Here is a 13745-nt window from a genome sequence, read left to right on the forward strand (position 1 = left end):
CCGATCCAGGTAGAGAGTGGCGAGCACAGGTGGACGTGCAGAAGAAGCTCGACGAGATCGTCGAGGCGGTGGGCAGTGCCCGGTCCATGCCCATGTCGGCGTCGTGCGTGGTCAACCGTGCCGAGCTGCTCGCCATGCTGGAAGAGGTCCGCCAGGCCCTGCCCGGCTCCCTCGCCCAGGCCCAGGAACTGATCGGCGGCCGGGAGCAGCTGGTCGAGCAGGCCCGCCAGGAGGCCGAGCGGATCATCGAGTCGGCCCACGCCCAGCGCGGTTCGCTGATCTCGGACACCGAGGTAGCCCGGCAGTCCCAGGAGGAGGCCGACCGCATCCTGTCCGAGGCCCGCCGGGAGGCCGAGGAGATCCGCGCCGAGGCCGACGACTACGTCGACAGCAAGCTGGCGAACTTCGAGGTCGTCCTCACCAAGACGATCGGCTCGGTGGACCGCGGCCGCGAGAAGCTCCTCGGCCGGGCGCCGGGCCTGGACCAGGACGGGTACGCGGACCCGGACTACGCGGAGGCGCCCGAGCGCAGCCAGGACCCCGAGACGCTGCGGCAGCGGGCCGACGAGTACGTCGACGCCAAGCTGGGCGCGTTCGAGGCCGTGCTCTCCAAGACCCTCGCCGCGGTCGGCCGCGGCCGGCTGAAACTGCTCGGCCGGGTGGCCAGCGACGATCTCGGCGCGCACATGGCCGCGCAGGACGGCGCGGGCCCGCAGCAGCACGGCAGCGACGCGGACTTCCTCGCGGACCTGGCGGAGCCGCAGCCCGCGATCCCCGTCCAGCAGCAGCCGGCATACGCCCGGCAGCAGGACGCGTACGGGTACCAGCAGCCGCATCAGCCCCAGCAGCCCCAGCAGGACCCGTACGGCTACCAGCAGCAGCCGGCGTACGCGCAGCAGGACCCCTACGGGTACCAGCAGCCCCAGCAGTCCGAGCACGATCCGTATGCCGCCTATCAGCAGCAGGCGTACGACCACGGGTACGCGCAACAGCCGCAGCAGGCCCCGCAGGCCCCGCAGCAGGCCGCGTCGCTCGACGAGACCAGCCTCTTCGACACGAGCATGATCAACCTCGACCAGCTGCGCGAGTACGAGCAGGGGCGCTAGACCAGGGGCCGACCGCCCGGATTGGGCCCTGGGCGACGCGTCCAGTATCCTGGCTCTTCGGTCGCGAGTACGTCCGCGATCTCGGCTGCCCGTCTGGTGATCGGACCGCGCGGCGGCCACCCCCACAGCGATCCGAAAGCAGGAACGACCCTGAACACCCGCCTCGACCACCGCAACCCCCTCGTGTTCGACACGCACGAGCTGGGCCGGCGTCCTGGTGCTCTTCAGCGGCTGTCCCGCGAGGTCGCCGCCCCGAAGGACTTCGGTCTCGACGGGGTCATCGGAGTGCCGGAAGGCGCGCCGGTGGAGCTCGACCTCCGCCTGGAGTCGGTCATGGAAGGGGTGCTTGTCACAGGCACCGCCCGTGCGACGGCCCAGGGGGAGTGCGTAAGGTGTCTGGAGCCGCTGGAGCAGGAGCTCGAAGCGGACTTCCAGGAGATGTTCTCGTACCCTGACGCCGACGACCGGGGCCGCCCCAAAGCGCACCCCGACAAGGACAACGTCGACGCCGAGGACGACGAGGACAGGCTCTTCCTCGAGGACGGCTTGTTCGACCTCGAACCTGTGCTGCGTGACGCGGTGGTGCTCGCACTGCCGCTGCAGCCGGTGTGCCGGGAGGACTGTCTCGGTCTGTGCTCCGAATGCGGAGTCGGGCTGAACGACAACCCGGACCACCACCACGACGCCGTCGACATCCGTTGGGCGGCACTGCAGGGACTCGCCGGGACCATCCAGGACGGCGAGAAGGACAACATGAGCGGCACAGCATCTGACGTGCAGAGCGCCGCCGAGAAGCAGGAGAAGTAGCCGTGGCTGTTCCGAAGCGGAAGATGTCGCGCAGCAACACGCGCCACCGCCGGTCGCAGTGGAAGGCTGCGGTCCCCACCCTGGTTTCGTGTGAGCGTTGCCAGGAGCCGAAGCAGCAGCACATCGCGTGCCCCAGCTGCGGCACCTACAACAAGCGCCAGGTCCTCGAGGTCTGAGCGGCAGGTGAGAGGCGCTATGTCTGAACTGGCCGACAAGCAGCAGACAGACACGAACAACGCAGCCTCGTCCCACACGCTTCTGGAAGGGCGGCTCGGGTATCAGCTCGAGTCCGCCCTTCTGGTGCGTGCGCTGACCCACCGTTCGTACGCGTACGAGAACGGCGGTCTGCCCACCAACGAGCGGCTGGAGTTCCTCGGGGACTCCGTGCTCGGCCTGGTGGTCACGGACACGCTGTACCGGACCCACCCCGACCTGCCCGAAGGCCAGCTGGCCAAGTTGCGGGCCGCGGTGGTCAACTCGCGTGCACTGGCGGAGGTCGGCCGTGGCCTCGAACTCGGCTCCTTCATCCGGCTCGGCCGGGGCGAAGAGGGCACGGGCGGCCGGGACAAGGCATCCATCCTCGCCGACACCCTTGAAGCGGTGATCGGCGCGGTCTATCTCGACCAGGGCCTCGACGCGGCCTCGGAGCTGGTGCACCGGCTCTTCGATCCGCTGATCGAGAAGTCCTCGAACCTCGGTGCGGGACTGGACTGGAAGACCAGCCTCCAGGAACTCACCGCGAGCGAGGGCCTCGGGGTTCCCGAGTACCTGGTCACCGAGACGGGCCCGGACCACGAGAAGACCTTCACTGCTGCCGCCCGCGTCGGTGGTGTCTCGTACGGCACCGGCACCGGCCGCAGCAAGAAGGAAGCGGAACAGCAGGCGGCAGAGTCCGCGTGGCGCGCCATCCGCGCGGCAGCGGACGAGCGGCTGGCCGCCGAGGCCAAGGCCGAGGAGATCGCCGCCGAGGCCACCCCGGAGGAGGAGGACATCGCGTCCCCCGCTCCGGACGCGGCCAGGGCCTGACCGCTCGGTTTTCACCGGCTCATAACCCCCATAGCCATCCCTCCGGAGGAGACCGCACGTGCCCGAGCTGCCCGAGGTCGAAGTCGTGCGACGGGGCCTCGAACGCTGGGTCGCCGGGCGTACCGTCGCCGAGGTGCAGGTGCTGCACCCGCGTGCCGTACGCCGGCATCCGGCGGGTGCCGAGGACTTCGCGGCCAGCCTCCAGGGCCACCGGTTCGGGGTCGCGCGCCGCCGCGGCAAGTACCTCTGGCTGCCGCTGGAGGACCGGGACTTCTCCGTACTCGGCCACCTCGGCATGAGCGGACAGCTCCTGGTCCAGCCGCAGGACGCCGCCGACGAGAAGCACCTCCGGATCCGGTTCCGTTTCGCCGACGCCCTGGGAACCGAGCTGCGCTTCGTGGACCAGCGCACCTTCGGCGGGCTGTCCCTGCACGAGAACACCCCTGACGGGCTTCCGGACGTCATCGCGCACATCGCGCGGGATCCGCTGGACCCCGAGTTCGACGAGGCGGCGTACCACACCGCGCTGCGGCTGCGCCGTACGACGATCAAGCGTGCCCTGCTCGACCAGTCGCTGATCAGCGGGGTCGGCAACATCTACGCGGACGAGGCGCTCTGGCGCGCCAGGCTGCACTACGAACGCCCGACCGCGTCCCTCACCCGGCCCCGGAGCGCCGAACTCCTCGGGCATGTGCGGGACGTGATGAACGCGGCCCTCGCGGTCGGCGGGACCAGTTTCGACAGCCTGTACGTCAACGTGAACGGCGAATCGGGGTACTTCGACCGTTCACTCGACGCCTATGGACGCGAGGACGAGCCGTGCCGCCGCTGCGGTACTCCGATGCGCCGCCGTCCGTGGATGAACCGCTCCAGTTATTTCTGCCCGCGCTGTCAGCGGCCCCCGCGCGCCTCGTCGTAACTCTCGCGTGCCTCCAGGACGGCCGGCATCCGTTCCTCGACGAAGTGGATGAGGCCGAGCAGCCGTTCGGCCACCTCGCGGCCCAGCGGGGTGAGTGCGTAGTCCACGTGCGGCGGGTTGGTCGGCCGGGCGTCGCGGTGCACCAGTCCGTCGCGCTCCAGCGCCTGCAGGGTCTGCGACAGCATCTTCTCGCTCACCCCGTCGACGCGGCGCCGCAGTTCGTTGAAGCGGTGCGTGCCGTCGTACAGCGCGGTCAGCGTGAGGCTGCCCCAGCGCCCGGTGACGTGCTCCAGCGTCCCCCGGGAGGGACAGAGCTTGGAGAACACGTCGAAGGCGACGCCGTCGGTGGGGTCCATGAGGCCACCATACCTGGGCACAGCGCTAACCCTGAGATTGCGCTTTCTGAAAGTTAGTGTTTCGCTGGATGCACCGACGCCGAGGCACCCGCTTACGGCGCACCGCTTCCGAGGAGCCCCACCATGACGACCACGCCCGTTGTCTCGATCGCCTACCACTCCGGCTACGGCCACACCGCCGTCGTCGCCGAGGCTGTCCGCGCCGGGGCGCTCGACGCCGGTGCCACCGTCCACCTGATCAAGGTCGACGAGATCGACGAAGCCCAGTGGGAGCTGCTCGACGCCTCCGACGCGATCATCTTCGGCTCGCCCACCTACATGGGTACGGCCTCCGGGGCCTTCCACCGCTTCGCCGAGGACACCTCAAAGCGCTGGTTCACCGACGCCTGGAAGGACAAGCTGGCCGCCGGCTTCTCCAACTCCGGCTCCAAGAGCGGCGACAAGCTGCACACGCTGCAGTTCTTCCAGACGCTCGCCGCCCAGCACGGCATGCACTGGGTGAACCTCGGCCTGAAGCCGGGCTGGAACACCACCGACGGCTCCGAGCACGACTTGAACCGCCTCGGCTTCTTCTCCGGCGCGGCGGCTCAGACCAACGCGGACGAGGGCCCGGAGGGCGTACACAAGGCGGACATCGCGACGGCGGAACACCTCGGCCGCCGCGTCACCGAGACGGCCCGGATCTTCACCGCGGGCCGCGCGTCGGTAGCGGGCTGACCGGGCCGACCGGGCCGACCCGCGGCCCGCGGCCGGTTCAGAAGCCGAAGTCCTGCGTCCACCAGGGGCCGCCCGGCGCGAAGTGGGCGCCGACACCCAGGGTCTTGTAGTCGCAGTTGAGAATGTTCGCCCGGTGGCCCGGGCTGTTCATCCAGCCGTCCATCACGGCCTTGGCGTCGGCCTGGCCGCGGGCGATGTTCTCGGCGCCCAGGCCGGTGACGCCGGCCTTCGCGGCGCGGTCCCAGGGGGTCGCACCGTCCGGGTCCGTGTGGTCGAAGAAGCCGCGCTCGGCCATGTCCTCGCTGAAGTCGCCGGCCAGGCCGGCCAGCTCCGGGTCGGCCTTCAGCGGACGGCAGCCCGCCTGGGCGCGCTCCTGGTTGACCAGGGTGAGGACCGCCGCCTCCGCCGCGCTCTCGCCCGGCACCCGGACCGGCGGCGCGACCGGCTTGCGGGAGGGGGACGGGGCCTTCGGAGTCGTGCGCTCCGGTGTCGGCGTCTGCTTCGCCGCGGGCTTCTCGGCGGGCTTGTCGGCCTGCGGCTTCGTCTTCGCCGGTGCGGGGGAGGCCTTGCTCGGGGTCGGCTTCGGCTTCGGCGAGGCCTTGCTCGGGGTCGGCTTCGGCGTCGCCGAGGCCGAGGGGGTCCGGCTGGGCTCGGCGGCGGCCGAGGGGCGCTCGGAGGGGAGGTCCCGGACGCCGCCCTGCTGGGAGGCGAGGTCGCTCGGGCTTCCGGCGCGTACGCGGCCGGAGTCGCTGCTGCCGCCGAGGGTGTAGTTGTCACCCACCGGCACCAGTCCGGAGGCGACGGCCACGGCGCCGAGCGCCATCGCCGCGGAGGCGCCGAGCAGTCCGGTGCGCACGGGTGTGGCCTTCTTGCGGCGTGCGGCACCCCGGTGCCGGCCGGCCGTGGCTGCCGCGTGGTCGTCCGCGGCGGGCCCGGCGGCTGAGCGTCGATGGCGTCCCATGCGCTGTGCCTTCCTAGCGATCGGTATCAACCGGTATCAACCTGACTCACCCAATCGAGTGAGACTCATTGAGCCGGGACCTTACGCCATGAGGCTCGTGTGGGAAGTGCTCCGAAAGCAATCGTCCGGTTAGCGTGCTCGCATGAACGAAGATGTGCGGCTCACCGCCTGGGTACGCGGCCGTGTACAAGGAGTGGGCTTCCGCTGGTTCACCAGGGCAAACGCTTTGGAGATCGGCGGGCTGAGCGGGTTCGCCGTCAATCTTGACGACGGACGGGTGCAGGTCGTGGCGGAGGGCAGACGTGAGAATTGCCACCGTTTGCTCGAATGGCTCCGCTCGCCCGACACACCCGGCAAGGTCGACGGAGTGACGGAGATCTGGGACGTCCCGCGCGGCGGCTACGACGGCTTCGTGATCCGCTGACGAATCCGCCCCGGCCGGCGTCGGCGGAGCCGCCCCCGGACCAGCGGATTCCGATGGAAATCAGCAGGTGGTTGCCAAAGAACGGCTTCTCGTGGAAGGCTGCGGGAGTAAGGATGATCTCCACGCCCCCAGGGCCCCTCGGAGAGCCGGCGCCGCAGTTCTCGCGGCCCCAGGCCGCAGGGCTGCCTGTCGATACGGGGTGTGATCGTGTTGACCGTCAAACTTTTTGGTGAGACGCTGGAAGCCCCGCGCACCTTAGCTGTTTGGCAGTAGAACCGCAGCGACGACAAGTACTGCCGAGCACCGCGGGTGCGATTCCCTCACGACCCACACCGCTTCGGTCGGTCACTCATTGTGGAGGACCATCCATCATGGCAAAGGCGCTTCTCGGTTACGTCGGCGGTTCCGACCCGCGACTCCTCGCCGAGATGCGACGGCTTCAGCAGCGCGTCCAGGACCTGGAGTCCGAGCTCGTACGGATCCAGTCGGAGAATGACGCGCTGAACGCCGCCGCTCAGCACGGAGACTCGCTGCTGCACAGCATCGACATCGACGTACCCCAGGCGGAGCCTGCGCTCACCTGACCCCCAACCGCCAGGCCGGTCGGGCTTGCCCATTCAGCCGCTGACACCTACAACACGCAAGATGTGCAAGGGACGCTTCGGCGTCCCTTCTGTCTTTCCGGCGCTGTCTGCGCGCTGCTTCCGTCTGCGCGATGCTTCCGGGCGCCGGCTCGGTGTGCTGCTTTCTTTACCGTCGAATGTGCCCTGCACCTTCATGGGTGAAACCGAACGTGAAAGGTAGAGTCCGGCGGCGTGCACCTCAAGGCCCTGACCCTCCGCGGGTTCAAATCCTTCGCCTCCGCGACGACGCTGCGTTTCGAGCCCGGCATCACCTGCGTCGTCGGCCCCAATGGCTCCGGCAAGTCCAATGTGGTGGACGCGCTGTCCTGGGTCATGGGTGAACAGGGGGCGAAGTCCCTGCGCGGCGGAAAGATGGAGGACGTGATCTTCGCCGGCACCACCGGGCGGCCTCCGCTCGGCCGTGCCGAGGTGTCCCTCACCATCGACAATTCCGACGGCGCGCTCCCCATCGAGTACGCCGAGGTCACCATTACGCGGATCATGTTCCGCAACGGCGGCAGCGAATACCAGATCAATGGCGACACCTGCCGGCTGCTGGACATCCAGGAGCTGCTCTCCGACTCCGGTATCGGCCGCGAGATGCACGTCATCGTCGGGCAGGGCCAGCTCGACTCCGTACTGCACGCCGATCCGATGGGGCGCCGGGCGTTCATCGAGGAGGCGGCGGGCGTACTCAAGCACCGCAAGCGCAAGGAGAAGGCGCTGCGGAAGCTCGACGCGATGCAGGCCAACCTGGCGCGCGTACAGGACCTGACCGACGAGCTGCGGCGGCAGCTCAAGCCGCTGGGACGGCAGGCCGCGGTCGCGCGGCGCGCGGCCGTCATCCAGGCCGATCTGCGTGACGCGCGGCTGCGGCTGCTCGCCGACGACCTGGTGACACTGCGCGAGGCGCTGAACGCCGAGGTCGCCGACGAGGCCGCGCTCAAGGCGCGCAAGGAGGCCGCCGAGGCCGAGCTGCGGACGGCGCTCCAGCGGGAGGCCGCGCTGGAGGACGAGGTGCGGCGGCTGGCGCCGCGGCTGCAACGGGCCCAGCAGACCTGGTACGAGCTGTCGCAGCTCGCCGAACGGGTGCGCGGCACGATCAGCCTCGCCGACGCCCGGGTCAAGAGCGCCACCGCGGCCCCGCCGGAGGAGCGGCGCGGCCGCGACCCCGAGGACATGGAGCGCGAGGCCGCGCGGATCCGCGAGCAAGAGGCGGAACTGGAGGCCGCTCTCGAGGCGGCGCAGCGGGCCCTGGAGGACACCGTCGCACACCGCTCCGAGCTGGAGCGCGAGCTGACGATGGAGGAGCGCCGGCTCAAGGACGTGGCCCGGGCCATCGCCGACCGGCGCGAGGGGCTGGCGCGGCTGCACGGTCAGGTCAACGCAGCCCGGAGCCGGGCCGGTTCGGCCCAGGCCGAGATCGACCGGCTGGCCGAGGCGCGGGACGCGGCGCGGGAGCGCGCGGTCGCCGCGCAGGAGGAGTACGAGCAGCTCAAGGCCGAGGTCGACGGGCTGGACGCGGACGACTCGGCGCTGGCGGAGCAGTACGACGCAGCCAAGTCGGCGCTGGCCGGGGCGGAGGCGGACCTGGCCGCCGCGCGCGAGGCGGCCACCGCCGCCGAGCGGCGGCGGGCCGCCACCTCCGCGCGCCACGACGCGCTGGCCCTGGGACTGCGCCGCAAGGACGGCACGGGCGCGCTGCTCGACGCGCGGGACCGGCTCACCGGCCTGCTCGGCCCGGCCGCCGAACTGCTCACCGTCACCCCGGGCTACGAGGTCCCGGTGGCCGCGGCGCTGGGCGCGGCGGCGGACGCGATCGCCGTGTCGGGCCCGTCGACAGCGGCGGATGCGATCCGCCTCCTCCGCAAACAGGACGCGGGCCGGGCAGCGATACTGCTGGCGTCTCCCCAGACCCAGTCCACGCCGGACACGGTCTCCGCCGAAGCCGGCCTACCCGCCCAGGCCACGACCATGCCCGGCCCAGGCCCGGCCCCGGCCGGCGCCGCCGTGCCCGAGCCGGCCGCGGCCTTCGGCGCCGCCCCTGCTGACGGCTTCGCTCCGGCCCGCGACGGCGGGTTGGTTGCCCAGGGCCTCGGCGCGGCGCCCGACGGCGGCTCCGATCCGGCCGTCCCCGGCGGCGAAGGCCTGCGTGCCCAGGGCTGGGGCGCGGGTGCGACCTCCGGCCGTGGCTCCTCGCCGGCTGCCGTCGGCGCCGACAGTCAGTCGACCGCTCCAGGCGCCGGTGGTGGCGCCCCCATGGGCGCCACCGCGGTGTCCCGCGGGTTCGTATCCGCGGGTGGCTCCGGACCGCCGTTCGCCGCCGAGCTTGTGCGTGCTCCTGGCGCGCTCATGGGGGCCCTGCGGTGGCTGCTGCGGGACGTCGTCGTCGTCGGGACACTGGAGGACGCCGAAGATCTCGTCGCCGCGCAGCCCGGGCTCATCGCCGTCACCGCCGAGGGCGATGTCCTCGGGGCGCACTTCGCGCAGGGCGGGTCGGCCGGGGCGCCGAGCCTGCTCGAGGTCCAGGCGTCCGTCGACGAGGCGGCCGCCGAGCTGGCCGAGCTGGCCGTACGGTGCGACGAGCTCGCCGAGAACCAGCACCGGGCCGCCGAGCGCCGGGCCGAATGCGCCGCGCTCGTGGACGACTTGGGCGAACGCCGGCGGACCGCCGAGCGGGCGAAGTCCGGGGTCGCCCAGCAGCTCGGGCGGCTCGCCGGGCAGGCCCGCGGCGCCGCCGGCGAGGCCGAGCGGAGCACCGCGGCGGCGGCCAAGGCCCAGGAGGCGCTGGAGCGGGCGACCGCGGAGGCGGAGGAGCTGGCCGAGCGGCTGCTGGTCGCCGAGGAGATGCCCGTGGAGGAGGAGCCCGACACCTCCGCGCGGGACCGGCTGGCCGCCGACGGCGCCAACGCCCGGCAGACCGAGATGGAGGCCCGGCTCCAGGTCCGTACGCACGAGGAGCGCGTGAAGGGGCTCGCGGGGCGGGCCGACGCGCTCGACCGCGGGGCGCGCGCCGAGCGCGAGGCGCGGGCGCGAGCGGAACAGCGGCGCGCCCGGCTGCGGCACGAGGCCGAGGTGGCGTCGGCGGTCGCGTCCGGTGCCCGGCAGCTCCTCGCGCACGTGGAGGTGTCGCTCGTACGCGCCGGGGACGAGCGGACCGCAGCGGAGAGCGCCAAGGCCGCCCGCGAACAGGACCTCGCCGCCGAGCGCAACCAGGGGCGCGAACTCAAGGGCGAGCTCGACAAACTCACGGACTCCGTGCACCGCGGTGAGGTGCTGGGCGCCGAGAAGCGGCTGCGAATCGAGCAGCTGGAGACCAGGGCGCTGGAGGAACTCGGGGTCGAGCCGGCCGGCCTGGTGGCCGAGTACGGGCCCGACCAGCCGGTCCCGCCCTCCCCGCCCGCCGAGGGGGAGGAGCTCCCCGACGACCCGGATCATCCGCGGAACCAGCCGGTACGGTTCGTCCGCGCGCAGCAGGAGAAGCGGCTGAAGGCAGCCGAGCGCGCGTACCAGCAGCTCGGCAAGGTGAACCCGCTGGCGCTGGAGGAGTTCGCGGCGCTGGAGGAACGGCACAAGTTCCTCACCGAGCAGCTCGAAGACCTGAAGAAGACACGGGCCGACCTCCTCCAGGTGGTCAAGGAGGTCGACGAGCGCGTCGAACAGGTCTTCACCGAGGCGTACCGGGACACCGCGCGCGAGTTCGAGGGCGTCTTCTCCCGGCTCTTCCCGGGCGGTGAGGGCCGGCTCATCCTGACCGATCCCGACAACATGCTGGCCACGGGCGTCGACGTGGAGGCCCGCCCGCCGGGCAAGAAGGTCAAGCGGCTCTCGCTGCTGTCCGGCGGCGAGCGGTCGCTGACCGCCGTGGCGCTGCTGGTGTCCATCTTCAAGGCCCGGCCCAGCCCGTTCTACGTGATGGACGAGGTCGAGGCCGCGCTGGACGACACCAACCTCCAGCGGCTGATCCGGATCATGGAGGAACTCCAGGAGAGTTCCCAGCTGATCGTGATCACGCACCAGAAGCGGACGATGGAGGTCGCCGACGCGCTGTACGGCGTGTCCATGCAGGGCGACGGCGTGTCCAAGGTCATCAGCCAGCGGCTCCGCTGACCCGTTCCGCGTCCCCGTCGGCACAGAATCTTCAAGTCTTGAAGGACTTTCGACTCTCCGTCACCTCACATTGGCATCGCCGCAGGTATTGACTTCGAAAACTGAACGCATAGTCTCTGCAACGTTGTTTTTACCTTCAAGTGGTGGCTGGCGGTAACTCGTGCGCCACTGGAAGGGCTCGCCCCCCACCTGCCCTGTTCCCGCGCCGGGCACGAGGAGACCATGTTGACCAGCACCGCTCACGCGCCGAATCCCGGAGGCTCGTCCGCCCATCCGGAGCACCTGGGCCACGTCGTCTTCATCACCGCCGCGGCTGCCATGGGCGGCTTCCTGTTCGGCTACGACAGCGCCGTCATCAACGGCGCGGTGGGCGGCATCGGCGAGAAGTACGACATCGGCGCGGGCACGCTCGGCCAGGTCATCGCGATCGCCCTGATCGGCTGCGCCGTCGGCGCCGCGACGGCCGGCCGCATCGCCGACCGGATCGGCCGCATCCGCGTGATGCAGATCGCCGCCGCGCTCTTCGCGATCAGCGCCGTCGGCTCCGCACTGCCGTTCGCCCTCTGGGACCTCGCGTTCTGGCGCGTGCTCGGCGGCATGGCGATCGGCATGGCCTCCGTGATCGGCCCCGCCTACATCGCCGAGGTCGCCCCGCCCGCGTACCGCGGCCGGCTCGGCTCCTTCCAGCAGGCCGCCATCGTCATCGGTATCGCGGTCTCCCAGCTGGTCAACTGGGGCATCCTCAACTGGGCCGGCGGCGACGACCGCAACAAGCTCCTCGGCATCGAGGCCTGGCAGGTCATGCTCGGTGTGATGGTCATCCCGGCCGTGCTCTACGGGCTACTGTCCTTCGTCATCCCCGAGTCCCCCCGCTTCCTGATCTCCGTGGGCAAGACCGAGCGGGCCAAGGAGATCCTGGCCGACGTCGAGGGCAAGGGCGTCGACCTCGACGCCCGCGTCGCCGAGATCGAGCTCGCCATGCACCGCGAGCACAAGTCCGTCTTCAAGGACCTGCTCGGCGGACGCTTCTACTTCCTGCCGATCGTCTGGGTCGGTATCGGGCTCTCCGTCTTCCAGCAGCTCGTCGGCATCAACGTCGCCTTCTACTACTCGGCCACGCTCTGGCAGTCGGTCGGCATCGACCCCAGTGACTCCTTCTTCTGGTCGTTCACGACGTCGATCATCAACATCATCGGCACCGTGATCGCGATGCTCCTCGTCGACCGCATCGGCCGCAAGCCGCTCGCGCTCATCGGCTCGGCCGGTATGGCGATCGCCCTCGCGCTGGAGGCCTGGGCCTTCTCCGCGGACCTCGTCGGCGGCAAGCTCCCCCACACCCAGGGCATCGTCGCGCTGATCGCGGCCCACGTGTTCGTGCTCTTCTTCGCACTGTCGTGGGGTGTCGTGGTCTGGGTCTTCCTCGGTGAGATGTTCCCCAACCGGATCCGCGCCGCCGCGCTCGGTGTCGCCGCCGCCGCGCAGTGGATCGCCAACTGGGTCATCACCGCCAGCTTCCCGAGCCTGTCCGACTGGAACCTCTCGGGCACGTACATCATCTACACGGTCTTCGCCGTGCTCTCGATCCCCTTCGTGCTCAAGTACGTCAAGGAGACCAAGGGCAAGGCGTTGGAGGAGATGGGCTAATCCCCGCTGCCCGGCTCCTCGCGCACGGAGACTGCCCCGGCTCAGCCCTCGCGGCTGCCCAGCCGGGGCAGTACCCGTTCGCCCAGCAGATGCAGGCTGCGCCAGCCCTCGTCCAGCGGCATACCGCCGCACAGCGGATGCAGCACCAGGCTGCCCGTCTCGCCGCGCGCCTCGGCGTACGCGACGCACTCGTCCGGTGTCAGGATCCGGTAGACGCCCTCCGCGCGCAGTTCCTCCACCGTGGTGGCGGCCGAGCGGACCGCCGAGCGGATGTCCTTCGACTGCCAGGAGGAGTAGGTCCGGGCCTCGTGCAGGAAGTGCCGTCCGTATACGGCCCAGGCCCGGTCGGGGTCCTCGGCGATGTGCAGCAGCGGGGTCTCGGCCGCGGGCATCATGGTCCAGCCCTCGGTGCCGTACTCCGCGAGGCGCGCGTGGTAGTACGCCGCCAGCTCGGGCAGGTGCGCGCTGGGGAAGAACGGCAGACCGAGCCGGGCCGCGCGCCGGGCCGCGGCCTGTGAACTGCCGCCGACCAGCAGCAGCGGATGCGGCCGGGTGTACGGGCGTGGGGTGACCCGGACCGTACGGCCGCGGTACGGGAACGGCTCGCCGGTCCACGCACACAGCAGCGTGTCCAGCACCTCGTCCTGGAGTCGGCCGCGCCGGCCCCACTCGACGCCGTGCTGTTCGTACTCCTCGGGCCGGTAGCCGATGCCCGCGACCGTGATCAGCCGGCCACCGCTGAGCAGGTCGAGTACGGCGATGTCCTCCGCCAGCCGCAGCGGGTCGTACAGCGGGCCGATGATCGCGGAGACCGTGACGGTGATCCGGCGGGTGGCGCCGAAGACCGCGCCCGCGAAGACGAACGGCGACGGCAGCCAGCCGTTGGCCGCGCCGTGGTGCTCCTCCGTCTGGAGGGTGGCGATGCCGCGGTCGTCGGCGTACGCGGCCATCTCCACGGCGGCCCGGTAGCGGGCCGACAGCGATTCCGGGGTCGCGTCGGGATCGACCAGATTGAACCGGACGACGGTGATGGCCATACGGAACGTCCCCCT

General features: G+C 71.0%; 13 protein-coding genes. 10 read left to right on the top strand and 3 right to left on the bottom strand.

Features of this window, described 5'->3' with window-relative positions:
- The first annotated feature begins 29 nt into the window (after positions 1-29).
- The 5 genes from ACWV17_RS09250 (at position 30) to mutM (ending at position 3858) form a co-directional block, all read left to right on the top strand.
- Positions 30-1106: an ATP synthase F0 subunit B gene (locus ACWV17_RS09250; RefSeq protein WP_455359260.1), complete on the top strand. Its 1077-nt coding sequence runs from the start codon at positions 30-32 to the stop codon at positions 1104-1106.
- Positions 1107-1256: 150 nt separating this feature from the next.
- A complete protein-coding gene (locus ACWV17_RS09255; protein ID WP_455355670.1) occupies positions 1257-1913 on the top strand; it encodes a YceD family protein in 657 nt (218 codons plus the stop codon).
- 2 nt (positions 1914-1915) lie between these two features.
- Positions 1916-2089 (top strand): 50S ribosomal protein L32, encoded by a 174-nt coding sequence (rpmF, locus tag ACWV17_RS09260; RefSeq protein ID WP_026165248.1) that lies wholly within the window; start codon positions 1916-1918, stop codon positions 2087-2089.
- A gap of 19 nt (positions 2090-2108) precedes the next feature.
- Positions 2109-2939: a ribonuclease III gene (gene rnc, locus ACWV17_RS09265; RefSeq protein WP_455355596.1), complete on the top strand. Its 831-nt coding sequence runs from the start codon at positions 2109-2111 to the stop codon at positions 2937-2939.
- A 58-nt stretch (positions 2940-2997) separates the two neighbouring features.
- Positions 2998-3858: a bifunctional DNA-formamidopyrimidine glycosylase/DNA-(apurinic or apyrimidinic site) lyase gene (gene mutM, locus ACWV17_RS09270; RefSeq protein WP_455359261.1), complete on the top strand. Its 861-nt coding sequence runs from the start codon at positions 2998-3000 to the stop codon at positions 3856-3858.
- On the opposite strand, the gene ACWV17_RS09275 is transcribed toward mutM, so the two are convergent.
- Positions 3831-4214 carry a winged helix-turn-helix transcriptional regulator gene (locus ACWV17_RS09275; protein WP_455359262.1) on the bottom strand — a complete coding sequence of 128 codons (384 nt, stop codon included), beginning with the start codon at positions 4212-4214 and terminating at the stop codon, positions 3831-3833. The genes mutM and ACWV17_RS09275 overlap by 28 nt on opposite strands.
- Before the next feature lie 123 nt (positions 4215-4337).
- Between ACWV17_RS09275 and ACWV17_RS09280 the strand changes: the two genes are divergently transcribed.
- On the top strand, positions 4338-4931 hold the full coding sequence (locus tag ACWV17_RS09280) for a flavodoxin family protein (protein ID WP_455359263.1): 594 nt from the start codon (positions 4338-4340) through the stop codon (positions 4929-4931).
- Positions 4932-4968: 37 nt separating this feature from the next.
- Here the strand turns inward: ACWV17_RS09280 and ACWV17_RS09285 are convergent, their stop codons facing one another.
- Positions 4969-5892 (bottom strand): CAP domain-containing protein, encoded by a 924-nt coding sequence (locus ACWV17_RS09285; RefSeq protein WP_455359264.1) that lies wholly within the window; start codon positions 5890-5892, stop codon positions 4969-4971.
- Between the two features lie 142 nt (positions 5893-6034).
- Between ACWV17_RS09285 and ACWV17_RS09290 the strand changes: the two genes are divergently transcribed.
- The 4 genes from ACWV17_RS09290 (at position 6035) to ACWV17_RS09305 (ending at position 12693) form a co-directional block, all read left to right on the top strand.
- Positions 6035-6316, top strand: a complete 282-nt coding sequence (locus ACWV17_RS09290; RefSeq protein ID WP_455355601.1) for an acylphosphatase — start codon at positions 6035-6037, stop codon at positions 6314-6316.
- A gap of 371 nt (positions 6317-6687) precedes the next feature.
- A complete protein-coding gene (locus tag ACWV17_RS09295; RefSeq protein WP_455355602.1) occupies positions 6688-6900 on the top strand; it encodes a hypothetical protein in 213 nt (70 codons plus the stop codon).
- Between the two features lie 231 nt (positions 6901-7131).
- Positions 7132-11049, top strand: coding sequence for an AAA family ATPase (locus ACWV17_RS09300; protein ID WP_455359265.1), 3918 nt, complete (start codon positions 7132-7134; stop codon positions 11047-11049).
- 225 nt (positions 11050-11274) lie between these two features.
- On the top strand, positions 11275-12693 hold the full coding sequence (locus ACWV17_RS09305) for a sugar porter family MFS transporter (protein ID WP_455359266.1): 1419 nt from the start codon (positions 11275-11277) through the stop codon (positions 12691-12693).
- A 41-nt stretch (positions 12694-12734) separates the two neighbouring features.
- Here ACWV17_RS09305 and ACWV17_RS09310 read toward each other — a convergent pair whose 3' ends face one another.
- The gene (locus ACWV17_RS09310; protein WP_455359267.1) at positions 12735-13730 is read right to left on the bottom strand and encodes an LLM class flavin-dependent oxidoreductase; all 996 of its coding nucleotides are present in this window, start codon (positions 13728-13730) and stop codon (positions 12735-12737) included.
- Between the last annotated feature and the right edge of the window lie 15 nt (positions 13731-13745).

This window comes from Streptomyces mabaensis (assembly GCF_053763515.1).

What these genes read in the sequence shown, in the direction of transcription:
- ACWV17_RS09310 (WP_455359267.1), bottom strand. Translation starts at nt 13,730, where the DNA reads ATGGCCATCACCGTCGTCCGGTTCAATCTGGTCGATCCCGACGCGACC.
- rnc (WP_455355596.1), top strand. Translation starts at nt 2,109, where the DNA reads ATGTCTGAACTGGCCGACAAGCAGCAGACAGACACGAACAACGCAGCC.
- ACWV17_RS09285 (WP_455359264.1), bottom strand. Translation starts at nt 5,892, where the DNA reads ATGGGACGCCATCGACGCTCAGCCGCCGGGCCCGCCGCGGACGACCAC.
- ACWV17_RS09280 (WP_455359263.1), top strand. Translation starts at nt 4,338, where the DNA reads ATGACGACCACGCCCGTTGTCTCGATCGCCTACCACTCCGGCTACGGC.
- ACWV17_RS09275 (WP_455359262.1), bottom strand. Translation starts at nt 4,214, where the DNA reads ATGGACCCCACCGACGGCGTCGCCTTCGACGTGTTCTCCAAGCTCTGT.
- ACWV17_RS09290 (WP_455355601.1), top strand. Translation starts at nt 6,035, where the DNA reads ATGAACGAAGATGTGCGGCTCACCGCCTGGGTACGCGGCCGTGTACAA.
- ACWV17_RS09295 (WP_455355602.1), top strand. Translation starts at nt 6,688, where the DNA reads ATGGCAAAGGCGCTTCTCGGTTACGTCGGCGGTTCCGACCCGCGACTC.